The organism is Caballeronia sp. ATUFL_F1_KS39 (assembly GCF_023630985.1).
Classification (GTDB): Bacteria; Pseudomonadota; Gammaproteobacteria; order Burkholderiales; family Burkholderiaceae; genus Caballeronia; species Caballeronia zhejiangensis.
The window spans coordinates 107,534-122,272 of record NZ_JALQDZ010000004.1 but is presented as its reverse complement, the minus strand read 5'-3'; the positions used below and the strand labels follow the sequence as shown (position 1 = coordinate 122,272).

15 protein-coding genes and 1 tRNA gene are annotated in these 14,739 nt (G+C 64.3%); 10 read left to right on the top strand and 6 right to left on the bottom strand.

Annotated elements, in window-relative coordinates; genetic code table 11:
* The first annotated feature begins 149 nt into the window (after window positions 1–149).
* The 4 genes from ribBA to NCR93_RS04055 are packed head-to-tail and all read left to right on the top strand — an operon-like array spanning window position 150 to window position 3,486.
* Window positions 150–1,313 (top strand): bifunctional 3,4-dihydroxy-2-butanone-4-phosphate synthase/GTP cyclohydrolase II, encoded by a 1,164-nt coding sequence (gene ribBA / locus NCR93_RS04070; protein WP_033536677.1) that lies wholly within the window; start codon window positions 150–152, stop codon window positions 1,311–1,313.
* Between the two features lie 35 nt (window positions 1,314–1,348).
* Complete coding sequence (gene ribH / locus NCR93_RS04065) at window positions 1,349–1,858, top strand: 6,7-dimethyl-8-ribityllumazine synthase (protein WP_175981799.1); 510 nt, start codon at window positions 1,349–1,351, stop codon at window positions 1,856–1,858.
* Window positions 1,855–2,292, top strand: coding sequence for a transcription antitermination factor NusB (gene nusB, locus NCR93_RS04060; RefSeq protein WP_008350865.1), 438 nt, complete (start codon window positions 1,855–1,857; stop codon window positions 2,290–2,292). Before ribH ends, nusB begins: the two co-directional genes overlap by 4 nt.
* Entirely contained in the window at window positions 2,293–3,486 is a 1,194-nt protein-coding gene (locus NCR93_RS04055; protein ID WP_175981797.1) for a pyridoxal phosphate-dependent aminotransferase, read from the top strand.
* A gap of 69 nt (window positions 3,487–3,555) precedes the next feature.
* Here NCR93_RS04055 and NCR93_RS04050 read toward each other — a convergent pair whose 3' ends face one another.
* Entirely contained in the window at window positions 3,556–4,701 is a 1,146-nt protein-coding gene (locus NCR93_RS04050) for a lytic transglycosylase domain-containing protein (RefSeq protein WP_175981794.1), read from the bottom strand.
* A gap of 587 nt (window positions 4,702–5,288) precedes the next feature.
* Here NCR93_RS04050 and NCR93_RS04045 point away from each other — a divergent pair.
* From NCR93_RS04045 to NCR93_RS04035, 3 genes are read left to right on the top strand one after another with little or no spacing between them, the layout of a single operon-like run.
* Entirely contained in the window at window positions 5,289–6,884 is a 1,596-nt protein-coding gene (locus tag NCR93_RS04045; protein ID WP_175981793.1) for a UbiD family decarboxylase, read from the top strand.
* Window positions 6,881–7,879, top strand: a complete 999-nt coding sequence (locus NCR93_RS04040) for an asparaginase (protein WP_175981791.1) — start codon at window positions 6,881–6,883, stop codon at window positions 7,877–7,879. Before NCR93_RS04045 ends, NCR93_RS04040 begins: the two co-directional genes overlap by 4 nt.
* Before the next feature lie 4 nt (window positions 7,880–7,883).
* Window positions 7,884–8,552, top strand: a complete 669-nt coding sequence (locus NCR93_RS04035; protein WP_008350875.1) for a LysE family translocator — start codon at window positions 7,884–7,886, stop codon at window positions 8,550–8,552.
* A 10-nt stretch (window positions 8,553–8,562) separates the two neighbouring features.
* On the opposite strand, the gene NCR93_RS04030 is transcribed toward NCR93_RS04035, so the two are convergent.
* Together NCR93_RS04030 and NCR93_RS04025 are read right to left on the bottom strand one after the other, a co-directional pair.
* Window positions 8,563–9,528 carry a threo-3-hydroxy-L-aspartate ammonia-lyase gene (locus NCR93_RS04030; protein ID WP_175981788.1) on the bottom strand — a complete coding sequence of 322 codons (966 nt, stop codon included), beginning with the start codon at window positions 9,526–9,528 and terminating at the stop codon, window positions 8,563–8,565.
* A 129-nt stretch (window positions 9,529–9,657) separates the two neighbouring features.
* Window positions 9,658–9,960: a hypothetical protein gene (locus tag NCR93_RS04025; protein ID WP_034471336.1), complete on the bottom strand. Its 303-nt coding sequence runs from the start codon at window positions 9,958–9,960 to the stop codon at window positions 9,658–9,660.
* Window positions 9,961–11,292: 1,332 nt separating this feature from the next.
* Here NCR93_RS04025 and NCR93_RS04020 point away from each other — a divergent pair.
* The 3 genes from NCR93_RS04020 (at window position 11,293) to trmB (ending at window position 12,798) form a co-directional block, all read left to right on the top strand.
* Window positions 11,293–11,853 carry a YggT family protein gene (locus NCR93_RS04020; RefSeq protein WP_008350879.1) on the top strand — a complete coding sequence of 187 codons (561 nt, stop codon included), beginning with the start codon at window positions 11,293–11,295 and terminating at the stop codon, window positions 11,851–11,853.
* Between the two features lie 54 nt (window positions 11,854–11,907).
* Window positions 11,908–11,982 (top strand) — tRNA-Gly (locus tag NCR93_RS04015).
* A gap of 75 nt (window positions 11,983–12,057) precedes the next feature.
* On the top strand, window positions 12,058–12,798 hold the full coding sequence (gene trmB / locus NCR93_RS04010; RefSeq protein WP_008350880.1) for a tRNA (guanosine(46)-N7)-methyltransferase TrmB: 741 nt from the start codon (window positions 12,058–12,060) through the stop codon (window positions 12,796–12,798).
* A gap of 69 nt (window positions 12,799–12,867) precedes the next feature.
* Here the strand turns inward: trmB and NCR93_RS04005 are convergent, their stop codons facing one another.
* From NCR93_RS04005 to NCR93_RS03995, 3 genes are all read right to left on the bottom strand, one after another.
* A complete protein-coding gene (locus NCR93_RS04005; protein ID WP_175981786.1) occupies window positions 12,868–13,701 on the bottom strand; it encodes an undecaprenyl-diphosphate phosphatase in 834 nt (277 codons plus the stop codon).
* Between the two features lie 62 nt (window positions 13,702–13,763).
* The gene (locus NCR93_RS04000; protein WP_008350882.1) at window positions 13,764–14,357 is read right to left on the bottom strand and encodes a DUF1439 domain-containing protein; all 594 of its coding nucleotides are present in this window, start codon (window positions 14,355–14,357) and stop codon (window positions 13,764–13,766) included.
* A 72-nt stretch (window positions 14,358–14,429) separates the two neighbouring features.
* Window positions 14,430–14,717, bottom strand: coding sequence for a YkgJ family cysteine cluster protein (locus tag NCR93_RS03995; RefSeq protein ID WP_033536695.1), 288 nt, complete (start codon window positions 14,715–14,717; stop codon window positions 14,430–14,432).
* Between the last annotated feature and the right edge of the window lie 22 nt (window positions 14,718–14,739).

Below are 14,739 nucleotides of genomic sequence, written 5' to 3'. Positions count from 1 at the left end.
GGTTTCCCGAACGCTTGCCCGTCGCGCCATTCGTCCGAATGGCTTAGGAAACCTCCACCTCTCGAAGAGAGTCGATTTCCCCGACGCTCCACCAGCCGTGGCGTAAAATACGCGCTTTCCCCAAATCAGAGCCCGCTCGGGACGTCATCATGTCGCTCGCCTCCACTCCTGAGATCATCGCTGAACTGAAAGCCGGCCGGATGGTGATCCTCGTCGACGAAGAAGACCGCGAGAATGAAGGCGATCTCGTCGTCGCCGCAGAATTCGTCACGCCCGAAGCGATCAACTTCATGGCGAAGCACGGCCGCGGCCTCATTTGCCTCACGCTCACGCAGGAACGCTGCAAGCAGTTGAACCTGCCGCTCATGACGCATCGCAACGGCACGCAGTACGGCACGGCGTTCACGGTGAGCATCGAAGCCGCCGAGGGCGTGACGACCGGCATCTCGGCCGCCGACCGCGCGAAAACCATCGCCGCGGCCGTCGCGCACGATGCGCGCGCCGAGCACATCGTTCAGCCGGGCCACGTCTTCCCGATCATGGCGCAGCCGGGCGGCGTGCTCGTGCGTGCGGGCCATACGGAAGCCGGCTGCGACCTGACCGCGCTCGCGGGTCTCACGCCCGCCGCGGTGATCTGCGAGATCATCAAGGACGACGGCGAAATGGCGCGTCTGCCCGACCTCATCGAGTTCGGCCAGCAGCACGGCATCATGATCGGCACCATCGCCGATCTGATCCACTACCGCAGCCGCACCGAATCGATCATCGAGAAAGTCTGCGAGCGGACGATGCAGACCGCGCACGGTCCGTTCCGCGCGCTGCTGTATCGCGACGAGCCCACCGGTTCGCCGCACATCGCGCTCGTGCGCGGCACGCCGCGTCCGGATCGCGACACGCCGGTGCGCGTGCACGAACCGCTCTCCGTGCTGGATCTGCTCGAAATCGACTCGTCGACGCACTCTTGGACCATCGACGCCGCGATGAAGGAAATCGCCGCGCGCGATCTCGGCGCGATCGTCATGCTCAATTGCGGCGACACGAAGGAACATCTCGTCGACGTGTTCCGCGCGTTCGACCAGAAGGACAAGGCGGCGGAACTCAAGCGCCGCCCGATCGACTTCAAGACCTACGGCATCGGCGCGCAAATTCTGCGCGATATCGGCGTCGGCAAGATGGAAGTGCTCGCGAATCCGCGCAAGCTCGGCAGCATGTCGGGCTACGGCCTGGAAGTGACAGGCTTCGTGCCGATGCCCGGCTGCCCCGCCACCGCCGCGCCCGCCGATACGAGCATCACGCAGTTGCGCTCGGCCTGAACGCCAAACCCAATCTGAACCAACGGAAATCATTCATGGAAATCGGACAATACCAGCCGAACCTCGACGGTGACGGCCTGCGCATCGGCATCGTGCAGTCGCGCTTCAACGAACCGGTGTGCAACGGCCTCGCCGACGCCTGCATCGAGGAGCTGGAACGCCTCGGCGCGATCGGCCAGGACGTGCTGCTCGTCACGGTGCCCGGCGCGCTCGAAATTCCGCTCGCGCTGCAAAAGCTCGCGGAATCCGGCCAGTTCGACGCGCTGATCGCGCTCGGCGCCGTCGTGCGCGGCGAGACGTATCACTTCGAGCTCGTGTCGAACGAAAGCGGCTCGGGCATCTCGCGCATCGCGCTCGACTTCGGCATTCCGGTTGCGAACGCCGTGCTGACGACCGAGAACGACGAGCAAGCCGTCGCCCGCATGACCGAAAAGGGTCGCGACGCCGCGCGCGTGGCGGTCGAAATGGCGAATCTGTCCGTCGCGCTCGAGCAGCTCGGCGGCGACGATGAAGACGAAGACGAAGAAGACGAGGACCGCGCATGAAGAGCGCACGACGCCGTTCGCGCGAACTCGCGACGCAAGGGCTTTACCAGTGGTTGCTGTCGGGCGCGCCCGCCGGCGAAATCGACGCGCAGTTGCGCAATTCTCAAGGTTTCGACAAGGCCGACAAGGATCATCTCGATGCGATCCTGCACGGCGTGATCAAGGAATCCGACGCGCTGTCGGCCGAGTTGCAGCCGTGCCTCGATCGTCCGATCGAGCAACTGTCGCCGGTCGAGCGCGCGGTGCTGCTGGTTGCCGCGTTCGAGTTCAAGCATCACATCGACGTGCCGTATCGCGTCGTCATCAACGAAGCAGTCGAGTTGACGAAAACTTTCGGCGGCTCGGACGGCTACAAGTACGTCAATGGCGTGCTGGACAAGCTCGCCGTCGTGATGCGGCCCACCGAAGCGCAGGCGCGCGGCCGCGGAGCGTAAATGAACCAGACAGCCGAACCGCTCGTGCGGCTGGCGTCGCGCGTCGACGCAATCGAGCCGTTCTACGTGATGGAGCTGATGAAAGAGGCGCAGGCGCTTGAGCGCGCGGGCCGCGACATCATCCACATGAGCATCGGCGAGCCGGATTTCACCGCGCCGGAGCCGGTCACGAACGCCGCCGCCGATGCCCTGAAGCGCGGCGTGACGCAGTACACCAACGCGCTCGGCATCCACGCGCTGCGCGAGGCGATTTCGCAGCATTATCGCGATACCTTCGGCCTGGCCGTCGACCCCGAGCGGATCGTCGTGACGGCGGGCGCGTCGGCGGCGCTGCTGCTGGCGTGCATGGCGCTCGTCGATAACGGCGACGAAGTCCTGATGCCCGATCCCTGCTATCCGTGCAACCGGCATTTCGTGTCGGCGGCGGATGGCAAGCCGGTGCTCATCGCGAGCGGCCCGGCCGAGCGCTTCCAGTTGACGGCCGAGCATGTCGAGGAGAACTGGAGCGAGAAGACGCGCGGCGTGCTGCTCGCGTCGCCGTCGAATCCGACGGGCACGTCGATCGAGCCGAACGAACTGCGGCGCATCGTCGACACGGTGCGCGCGCGCGGCGGCTTCACGATCGTCGACGAGATTTACCAGGGCCTGAGTTACGACGCGAAACCCGTGTCCGCGCTCTCCTTCGGCGACGACGTCGTCACCGTGAACAGCTTCTCGAAGTACTTCAACATGACCGGCTGGCGGCTCGGCTGGCTCGTCGTGCCGCACGCGATGGTCAGCGCGGTCGAAAAGCTGTCGCAGAATCTGTTCATCTGCGCGTCGGCGCTCGCGCAGCATGCGGCGCTCGCGTGCTTCGAGCCGGGGACGATCGCGATCTACGAAGCACGGCGACTGGAGTTCAAGCGGCGTCGCGATTACATCGTGCCGGCGCTGCGCTCGCTCGGTTTCGGCGTGCCGGTCGTGCCGGACGGCGCGTTCTACGTCTACGCCGACACGACGACGGTCCGCCACCCCGCCGCCGGCGACAGCGATGCGCTCACGCATTCGATGCTCCACGACGCGGGCGTCGTGCTCGTGCCGGGCGCGGATTTCGGTTTTCACGCGCCGCAGCGCTACATCCGGCTGTCGTATGCGACGTCGCAGGCGAAGCTGGAAGAAGCGGTCCAGCGACTGGGCACGCTGTTCCGTCGATAATCGCGACGGCACGCGCAACAAAAAAGGGCACCCGCGGGTGCCCTTTCCTTTTTACGTCTGCCGAAAGCCTTACGCGCCCAGCTCCGCCGATGCGACGTGCTTCGTGTCCACGTCGCCATCGTCCTGCGATTTCTTCGGCGATTCGATCGTCGCGTGAACGCGTTTGTCCGCGGACGTCGAGGCGAGAACCTGCTTCGGCGCGGCCTGGACCGGCGCCTGCGGCGCGTTGATCGGCACATTGCGGCCACGCGCGACATCGCGCAGACGCGAGCGCTCGGCCAGCACCTTCGCGCCGTAACCGCCGTCGTCCTGCGTCGTCGAGCCGACGTAGTAGCGCAAGCCGCCCGCCACCGAGCCGCCGCGCGCGATGCAATCCTTCAGCACGAGCGCGCCGACCTTGATGTTCGCGAGCGGATCGAGCGCCGCGTGCGAGCCGCCGAAGTACTCGAATTTGTCGGAATGCACCTTCGACATGACCTGCATGAGGCCCTGCGCGCCGACGCCGCTTTCCGCATACGGATTGAAGCCCGATTCGATCGCCATCACCGAAAGCAGCAGCAGCGGATCGAGGCCGACTTCGCGACCCGTATCGAACGCGGCGCGCACGAGTTCCGTGACCGGCTCTTGCGCCACGCGATAGCGACGCGCGATGAAATTCGCGACGAGCTTCTGCTCACGCGCCGAGACGAGCACGCGGTCATCGCGCGCATCCGCGACGACGCGTTGCGCAGGAATCAGGTTCGCCAGCATCCCGACGGACGGCATCGTGCGCGGATCGAGCCCGTTGGGCGACACGGCCAGGCTAATGCCGCCGGTGAGCTGACGGGTGCTGGCGTCGTCGCTGGCCGCCGCGCCGAGCGACGGGGTCACGGCGGCCGGCGCCTTGGCAATTTGGGGCGCCGCCGTGTTAGCGCCCACGTTCACGGGCAGCGCGGCGTCGCCGGGCGCGCGATGCACCGCCGAGAACGGCGGCAGGGGCTGGCCGGCGAGCAAACGCGCCGGACCGGCCTGGACCGCGGCCGACACGAACGGCATGATCTTTGCGGCGAACGTCGTGCGCCAGGAAGGCGCCAGCCAGAGCGCGAGCGCACTGACAACGGCCGCGCAACCGACCACGGCGAAGAGATGGTGACTCAAACGGCGTCCGCGACGTAGCGCTACGCGCACAACCTGCGCGGCGCGGGAGTCGGAACCCCACCAAACCGAAGCATTCATCGATACTCCCAATGTTGCATGATTTGCGCAGATGAATACGAATGAAGCACGTACTCGAAAGACAAATCAGACACCGCTCACTCTCGGTAAGCGTCAGCGGCATCGGGGATACGGCAAGCGCCGTCTGAAAAGCCGATCCGGCAAAAATCCGCCGGGTTGCGCGGCACGAACTGCATGCCCTGAACGCGCACGTGGCTTTCCACGCGAAAAACCGGCGTGTGAAACGCCGGCAATGACAACCAACAGCCATGAATCGCCGGGCAGGAGCGGCGCAGGCGACGCATTGGCGTCTGACAGACCTGAGGCTAAGGTAAAAAGTTTCAAAACCTGCAACGGATGCCAAGCGATTCTAACAGGGTTTAATGATCCGTCAATGCTATAGACTTTGGTTTCAATTACTTACAGTTATATTGAACGGTGTTCAGCAGCCGAAAACCACGTCTCCCGGGCGATTCCAAGCGGTTTTCGCTGAATGTCGCCCAACGCACGGACGCCGACGCAGGTAAAATCGACAATCGCTTAGCGCGCAGCCGTCCCGCCCGGCGAGTTCTGCCTCCGGGCGCCTTCGAGTCCACTTCCGACCATCGATGAAATACAAAGATCTGCGCGACTTCACCGCCCGCCTTGAAGCGCTCGGTGAACTCCGCCGCATTCGGCAGCCCGTCTCTCCCGTTCTCGAAATCACCGAAGTCTCCGATCGCGTGTTGCGCGCGGGCGGACCGGCGCTGCTGTTCGAAGCGCCCACCGGTCACACGATGCCCGTGCTCGCGAACCTGTTCGGCACGACGCGGCGCGTCGCGCTCGGCATGGGCATCGAGACGGACGCGCAAAGCGGTTCCGATGTGAGTCTCGGCAGCGACGTCGCCGCGCTGAGTTCGTTGCGCGATGTCGGCAGGCTGCTTTCCGCGCTCAAGGAGCCCGAGCCGCCGAAGGGCCTGAAGGATGCCGGCAAGCTGCTCTCGCTCGCGAAGGCCGTGTGGGACATGGCGCCGAAGTCGGTCAGCGCGCCGCCCTGTCAGGAAATCGTGTGGGAAGGCAACGACGTCGATCTCAATCGGCTGCCGATCCAGACATGCTGGCCCGGCGACGCCGGTCCGCTGCTCACCTGGGGCCTCACCGTCACGCGCGGGCCGAACAAGCCGCGTCAGAATCTCGGCATCTATCGGCAACAGCTGATCGGGCGCAACAAGCTCATCATGCGCTGGCTCGCGCATCGCGGCGGCGCGCTCGATTTCCGTGAGTTTGCGCTCGCGAATCCCGGCAAGCCGTATCCCGTGGCGGTCGTGCTCGGCGCCGATCCCGCGACGATTCTCGGCGCAGTGACGCCCGTGCCCGATTCGTTGTCCGAATATCAGTTCGCTGGTCTCCTGCGCGGATCGCGCACCGAACTCGCCAAATGCCTGACGCCGGGCGTCGATACATTGCAGGTGCCGGCACGCGCGGAAATCGTGCTCGAAGGTTTCATCTATCCGCAAGACGGCGCGCCGCCGCCTGCGCCCGCAGGCGCGCCGCCGCGTCCGTCGGCGGGGGCGTCGGCGAAATACGAGCACGCGCTCGAAGGCCCGTACGGCGATCACACCGGCTATTACAACGAGCAGGAATGGTTTCCGGTCTTCACCGTCGAGAAGATCACGATGCGCCGCGACGCGCTGTTCCATTCCACCTACACAGGCAAACCGCCGGACGAGCCTGCCGTGCTCGGCGTCGCGCTGAACGAAGTCTTCGTGCCGCTGTTGCAGAAGCAGTTCACCGAGATCACCGATTTCTATCTGCCGCCGGAGGGCTGCAGCTATCGCATGGCGATCGTGCAGATGAAGAAGAGCTATCCCGGCCACGCGAAGCGCGTGATGTTCGGCGTCTGGAGCTTCCTGCGGCAATTCATGTATACGAAGTTCATCGTCGTCGTGGATGAAGACGTGAACGTGCGCGACTGGAAGGAAGTGATCTGGGCGATCACGACGCGGGTCGATCCGACGCGCGACACCGTGATGGTCGACAGCACGCCGATCGATTATCTCGATTTCGCGTCGCCGGTTGCGGGTCTCGGCTCGAAGATGGGACTCGACGCGACCAACAAGTGGCCCGGCGAAACGAATCGCGAATGGGGCCGCCCGATCGTCATGGACGAAGCCGTGAAGCGCCGCGTCGATACGCTCTGGACCGAACTCGGACTCGACAAATGACGATCGCGGCCACGCTCTATCGAGGCGATGTCATCGAGAACACGCACGCGGCGCATGTCGCGGTCGTCGATGCCGATGGCCGCCTCATCCATTCGTTCGGCGATCCGCGCCGCGTGACGCTGCCGCGCTCGGCCGCAAAGCCCGCGCAGGCGCTCGCCGTCATCGAAACGGGCGCGCTCGAACGCTTCGGCTTCACCGACGAGGACCTCGCGCTGATGTGCGGATCGCACAGCAGCGAGCCGCGTCATATCGAGCGCGCGCTCGCGATGCTCGCGAAGTCGAACGCGAGCGAAAGCGATCTGCGCTGCGGCGGCCATCCGCCGATTTCAGACGCCGTGTACAAGGACTGGATCCGGCGCGATTTCACGCCGACCGCCGTCTGCAGCAATTGCTCCGGCAAGCACGCCGGCATGCTCGCGGGCGCGCGCGCGATGAACGCGCCACTCGCCGATTACCACTTGCCCGGTCATCCGCTGCAGGCGCATGTGAAGCGCACGGTGGCGCGCGCCGTCGATCTCGCCGATGACGAAGTGCAATGGGCCATCGACGGCTGCAATCTGCCGACGCCGGCCTTCCCGCTCGAACGTCTCGCGCGGCTCTATATGAACATCGCCGCCGCGTCGGACGGCTCGCCGCTCGCACGCATCCATCGCGCGATGACGTCGCATCCGGAACTCGTCGCGGGCGAAGGCCGCTTCTGCACGCTACTGATGCAGGCGTTCGGCGGCGCGCTCGTCGCCAAGACCGGCGCGGACGCGAGTTACGCGATCGGCGTGCGCCGCGAGACAGGTCCGATCGGCATCGCGGTGAAAGTCGAGGACGGCAATACGGCCGTGGTGAACGCGGTCGTCGTCCATCTGCTCGATGCGCTCGGCATCGGCACGCAAGCACAGCGCGATGCGCTCGCCGCCTTCCGTAATCCGCCCACACGCAACACGATGAACGTGCCGACCGGCCGTCTCGATGTCAGCTTCACGCTTCACAACCATCAATAACAACATGCATTCGTGGTCGTTGCTGTCGGACGGGTTCTTTCTGTCGCTGTCGTTGTGTCTGGATATCGGGATCGCCAACGTCGCGATCATTTCGCTCGCGCTGTCGCACGGATTCAAGCCGGGGATGGTGCTCGGCCTCGGCACGTGCTTCGGCGATCTGTTCTACGCGGCGCTCGCGCTCGCGGGCATGTCCGCGCTCTTGCAGTTCTCCGCCGTGCGCTGGGTCGTGTGGATCGGCGGCGCCGTCGTGCTGCTCTTTCTCACCTGGAAGATGGCGCGTGAAGCGCTCAATCCGGCGTCGGCGCCGCCCGTCGAAGGCGAAGCGGATCTCACCGTGCCGCGCCCGAAGCATTGGCAAAGCTTCGTGCGCGGATGCCTGCTCGCGGTGTCGTCGCCGAGCGCGATATTGTGGTTTGCGGCGGTCGGCGGCGCGCTCATCGCCAAGGCCGGCGCGACGAGTCCCGTCAGCGCGTCGGTGTTTCTGATCGGCTTCTTCTGCGGCGGGCTCGGCTGGACGATCTTCATCTGCACGCTCGCGAGCCACGGCCGAAAGCGCGCCGGCACGCAGCTCCTGCGCGCGTGCCACGTGATGTCCGCCGTGCTGTTCGCGTACTTCGCGTACAGCGTGATCGTGAACGGCTACCGCGATCTGATCGTCAACGCAGCGTCGTGACGATCCGCCATCACGCGAGATACTGCGACAGCTTCGGCAAATCGACGTTGCCGCCCGACACGATCACGCCGACGCGCTTGCCTTCGACCGGCACGACCTTCTGCAGCACGGCGGCCGCCGCGAGGCAGCCGGTCGGCTCGACGACCATCTTCATGCGCTGCGCGAAGAAGCGCAGCGTGTCGATCAATTGCGCATCGCTCACGGTGACGATCCGGTCCACGTGACGCTGGATGATCGGAAAGTTGTATTCGCCGACGTGCGTCGAAGCGGCGCCATCGGCGATCGTGCGCGGCACGTCGATATGCACGATTTCGCCGCGAGCGAGCGATTGCTGCGCGTCGTTGCCCGCCTCCGGCTCGACGCCGATCACCTTGCAGTCCGGCGACAACGCCGCCGCCGCGAGCGCGCATCCGCCGATGAGCCCGCCGCCGCCCAGACACACGAACAGATAATCGAGCGGACCGGTTTCCTCGATCAGTTCCTTCGCCGCCGTGCCCTGCCCCGCGATCACATGCGGATGGTCGTAGGGCGGAATCAGCGTCATGCCGCGTTCCTCGGCGAGCTTGCGGCCGATTTCCTCGCGATTTTGCGTGTAGCGGTCGTAGGTGATCACTTCGCCGCCGTAGCCGCGCGTCGCCTCCATCTTCGCGGCGGGCGCGTCTTCCGGCATGACGATCGTCGCGCGGATGCCGGCGAGCTTCGCGGACAGCGCGATCGCCTGCGCATGATTCCCCGACGAGTACGTGATGACGCCCGCTGCGCGCTGGCGGTCGTCGAAATGAGAGAGCGCGTTGTAGGCGCCGCGGAACTTGAACGCGCCCATGCGCTGGAAGTTCTCGCACTTGAAGAAGAGCGACGCGCCCGCGATGGCGTCGGCGGTGCGGGAAGTCAGGACGGGCGTGCGATGGGCGAATCCTTCGATGCGCCGGGCGGCGTCGGCGACGTCATCGAAAGTCGGGGCGGGAAGAGTGGACATCGGCGTGAGAGCGTGAGGTGAGGAGGATCATCATTGTCCCAGTTCCGTCGCAAAAATCCAGAAATCGGCCCGTAAACGCAGAAGGCGATGCATGCATGCATCGCCTTCGGAATAAGCCGTTCGGGCCGATCAGCGGCGCCAGTAGCCCGGTCCGTGACGGTAGTAACCGTGATGCCGGTAATACGGACGGCCGTAGTAACCATAGCCGCCGTAGCCGCCATAAACCACCGCGGGCGGCGGCGCATACATGACAGGCGGCGGCGCCACATAAACGGGCTGCGGCGGCGCGACATAGACAGGAGCCGGCGGCGCGGCGTACACCGGGTAAGCCGGCACCCCGATACCCACGCCCACCGATACATGCGCCTGCGCTGCACCGACGAATCCCACGCCGAGCGCACCAGCGACCAACAAACCACCGAGCTTTTTCACTTTCGTTCTCCTCGCCGCTACGCATGATGGCCGGTCCAGGCGGCTCACGAGCGACGGTATGAGTCGAATTTATCGAAAAAGCAGATCGGTCGGCGGAGTCATTTGTTGCAAATTGCAAGATGCTTAACGCTGCCAGGAGACCGAAAGCCGGGCGATGGCCGCAAACAGGCTCCGATCGACCGTTCGGCGGACCTGCGCGCGGTGGCTCGACTCGATATACGCCATAAGTTAAAAAACGGCGTAACGTCTATTTACAAAAGAACGGGAAAGCCCCGACGGACAATGCGTCCGCCGGGGCTTCTCATGTAATGCGCGAGATTCTTAAAAGCTCGAAGCGTCGTTCAACCCACTTTGACGTAAGCGAATTCACGCGTGACGTTCGGCGGCACATAAGCCGCGCCGATAACGACGCGAGGCGTCAGTCGCTTTTTCTGATCCCACCAGCGGCGCCGTTGGGCTTGGCTCAAAAATCGCAGATGCTTTCTATAAGAGAAAATGCTCACGGCAACCTCCGAACGTAGCGAATGAAACCTTGATGGGAGAGCCGGCCGCATCCCGCCGCGCCTGCGCTCCCGCTGAAATCGTCTTCTCTTTTAGTATCGAGCGCCCTGTTCGTTCCTCAATGTACGCAAAGAAACCAAGCCTTCACGTCGATATGCGATTGATGTGTGTTAAACCACATTCAGCGAAAAGCATGCTTTTTGGCCGGAAAATTCGTCCTGTCTGATTTCTCGCCCACTCATTCGAAGGGAAACAATCCCGCCCAATGAAGCGCTCGGCCCTTTCGCTTTCCGTCTTTATATCCTGCCAGTTTTGCGTGAAATACGCTTTTCGCGATCGTCTCAAAATGGCAACACTAGGGTTTTCCGACACTGGCGTTTCATGCGGATGAGTCTCCTGCGATTAACTTTCGCGTACCTTTCACGCAATCGCCCGACCAATCGCGCGCGGCGCGTGCGACAACGTCCCCAAGCGGCTGCAAAGCCATGTTAAGGTGACGTCCGGCGCCCCATCAGGCAAGCCTGTTGGGCGGGGAGTTCGAATCGCCGAGAACAGAAAAACGCGAAGCTTCGTCTAACGGCGTGCGTGCGACGGGCGCGCAAACGCGCATGATGCGCCGCGCGCCGCGATGACTTCGACGAGATACTCAGTCCAGAGAACGAACAATGATCAAGGTCAGCATTCAAGATTCGCGCCGCGCGGACGGCCGCCATCCAGACATCACTCGCGGGCGGCTCTGCGCCCGCTAGCGCCTTTCGTCTCCCTTCACCTTTCGCTTAACCCGACCCGGCGCACGTCGCAACACTGCGCACGCATCCTAGAGGACCCGAGATGTTCGGCGATATCGCCCGTTTTCTGCTCAACACCCTTTTCACCCTGTTCGGCGCGGCGCTCCTGCTGCGCGCATGGATCCAGGTCGTGCGGATGCCGCCCTACAACCCCGTGTCGAACGCCGTGATGCAGGCGACCAACTGGCTCGTGCTGCCGCTGCGCAAGATTCTTCCCGGCGGGAAGATCGACTGGGCGAGCATCGTCGCGGCGTTCATCGCCTCGGCTGTCTACGTGACGCTGATGGTCGTGCTCGCGGGCGTCGATCCCACGCTCATGGCGCCGACCCTTCTGCTCGTCGCGTTGCTGACCGTCGTCAAATGGGCGCTGAACCTGATTATCTGGGTGACGATCCTGATGGCGCTCCTGTCGTGGCTCAATCCGCAGTCGCCGGCGATGCCGCTGCTGTATCAGATCACCGCGCCGTTTCTCGATCCGCTGCGGCGCATCCTGCCGCGACTCGGTGGCATCGATCTTTCGCCGATTCTGCTCTTCGTGATCGTCCAGGTGCTGCTGATGGTCGTGACGCGCGTCGCCGTCTCGATGACGCTCTTCGGCATCTGAAACCCGCGCGCAATTGCGCCTCGGGACGCGTTGCGCTTACAATAGCCGGCTCATGCGGGCGTCGTATAATGGCTATTACCGTAGCTTCCCAAGCTACAGACGTGGGTTCGATTCCCATCGCCCGCTCCAGAATCCCAGCGAAAGCCGCCCCAAGTCACGTTTGGGCGGCTTTTTAGTTTCGCGCATCCGTTCCAGCATCGCCTCATGAGCCACGATCCCCAAGACGAAGCCGACGACAACGGCACGCACCCGTCCGACGTCAACGAAAACGCCACGCTGCGGCATCGGCGCATCCGCAGCTTCGTCACGCGCGCGGGGCGCGTATCGCCGGGCCAGCAGCGCGCGATCGACGATCTCGGCCCGCGCTACGTCGTGCCCTACACGCCGCAGCTCGCCGACTGGGACGCGCACTTCGGCCGCCACGCGCCGCGCGTGCTCGAAATCGGTTTCGGCATGGGCGCGACGACGGCGGAAATCGCGGCCGCGCGTCCGGGCGATGACTTCATCGGCGTCGAAGTGCACGAGCCGGGCGTCGGCGCGCTGCTGAAGCTGATCGGCGAGCAAGGGCTCGGCAATATCCGCATCCTCCAGCACGACGCCGTGGAAGTGCTCGAACACATGATCGCGCCCGACAGTCTCGACGGCGTGCACATCTACTTTCCGGATCCGTGGCACAAGGCGCGCCATCACAAGCGCCGCCTGATTCAGCCGAAGTTCGTCGCGCTGCTCGTGTCGCGCATGAAGCCGGGCGGCTATATCCATCTGGCGACCGACTGGCAGAACTATGCCGAGCAGATGCTCGAAGTGCTGTCGGCGGAACCGGCGCTCGAAAACACCGCCGACGGCTACGCGCCGCGCCCCGATTTCCGCCCGGTCACGAAGTTCGAGCGGCGCGGCCTGCGGCTCGGCCACGGCGTCTGGGATCTGATGTTCCGCCGCCGCTGAACGGCATCGCCCAGAAAGGAAAACGCCACGGCAAGCCGTGGCGTTTTCCTTTGCGTGGCGAGAGCGGGATCAGTCGGCCCAGCTCAATCCGCCGCTGTATCCGACGATCAGGATCAGCAAGCCGAAGCCGATGCGATACCACGCGAACGCCGTGAAATCGTGCGACGCGACGTAGCGCAGCAGCCAGCGCACGCAGACGAACGCGCTGACGAAAGCCGCGACGAGCCCGATGACGAACAGCCCGATATCGTTCACGGTCAGCGTGCGCCAGTACTTGGCCATTTCGTAGAGCGTCGCGCCGAAGATGATCGGAATGGCGAGGAAGAACGAGAACTCCGTCGCCACGCGCCGTTCGAGCCCGAACAACATGCCGCCGATGATCGTCGCACCCGAACGCGAGGTGCCCGGAATCAGCGCGAAACATTGCGCGAGGCCGACCTTGAAGGCATCCCCATAGGAAAGATCGTCGACGGAATGCACGCGCGTGATGACGCCCCGCTCGCGCTGGCGCGACTCCGCCCAGAGAATGACGATGCCGCCGACGATCAGCGCGACCGACACCGGCACCGGCGAGAACAGCACCGCCTTGATGTGCTTTTCGAGCAGGAGACCGAGCGCGATGGCCGGAATCGTCGCGATGATGACGTTGAGCGTGAAGCGCCGCGCGTCGGAGCGTGCGGGCAGGCCGGCGACGACGGAGCCGATCTTCGCGCGGTATTCCCAGCAAATCGCGAGAATCGCGCCGAACTGGATGACGACGTCGAAGGTTTTCGATTGCGCGTCGGTGAAATTCAGCAAGCTGCCCGCCACGATCAGATGCCCCGTGCTCGAGACCGGCAGAAATTCGGTCAAGCCCTCCACGACGCCCAGGATGAGCGCCTTCACCATCAATATCCAGTCCATCCGTCAGCCCTTGTTCGCGGTGTAGCCGTAGGTTTTGATGCACATTGCGCAGCGATTTCGATTCACTTCTCGACAATCTGCACACGTATGCCGTTTGTAAGGACTGTGATTGTACCGGGTTCGTAAGACACCCCGGCGAACTGGAGCTCCTCGGGCTTGAAGGTGTGGATCGGATAGCGGTCGAGCAATTGCGCCGCGAGTTGCGCGCCGACCGACGCGATCTGCTGGTTATATTGCGCGGCATCGCCCGTGAACTGCGCATCGTCGACGGACGGCGACACGAGAATGACCGAACGGCTCGGCGCATCGTAGCCGAGCTGCGTCGAGAGCGTGAACGCGCCGATCACGGGATTCGGCATGAACGGCGTCGAAAGTCGCGCATCGACGCGCACGGTCACGCGATTGCGATCCGGCGCCATCCCGACGACGGGATTGCTCAGGACGACGTCGAATATCTGCGAAGCCGTGCGTTGCAGCGGGAACTTGCGCGCGACGGCGGCTTGCACCTGCTGCGTCGAGAATGTGTAGTGATCCGGAATGAAGGGGAATATCGAGTTCGAGGCCGCGTGGGCCTTCGATGCGAGTGCGAGCGCGGGCAGCGCCATCAGCCCTGCCCGCACGAACCGGCGCCGCAGCGGCGCGACGGGTTCCGTCATGCTTGATCCTCCAGTGTTCTTCTTCGAATCTGCGCCGTCTTCGGCGCGGTCCGCGGATTGGACTGTCGATCGTCACGACAGTTGCGTCGGCTGCGTCGCTGTTTCGAGCCGCTCGATCCACGTCAGCGCATATTCGCGCGTCTCGCCGCACATCTCGTGCGAAGGCTGCAATCCGCCGCAGCACGCCGGCCTGCGCGGATCGCCGAAAATCCTGCAGCGCAGATCGTCGCCCAATTGAACGCAGCGTTCGCCCGCGCGCTTGCCATCCGGCATCCCCGGAATCGGACTCGAGATGGACGGCGCGATGCAACAGGCGCCGCAGCCCTCGCGGCAGGCATGGGGCGAAGAATCGATCGACATGGCGTGACTGAACAGCGCAAAG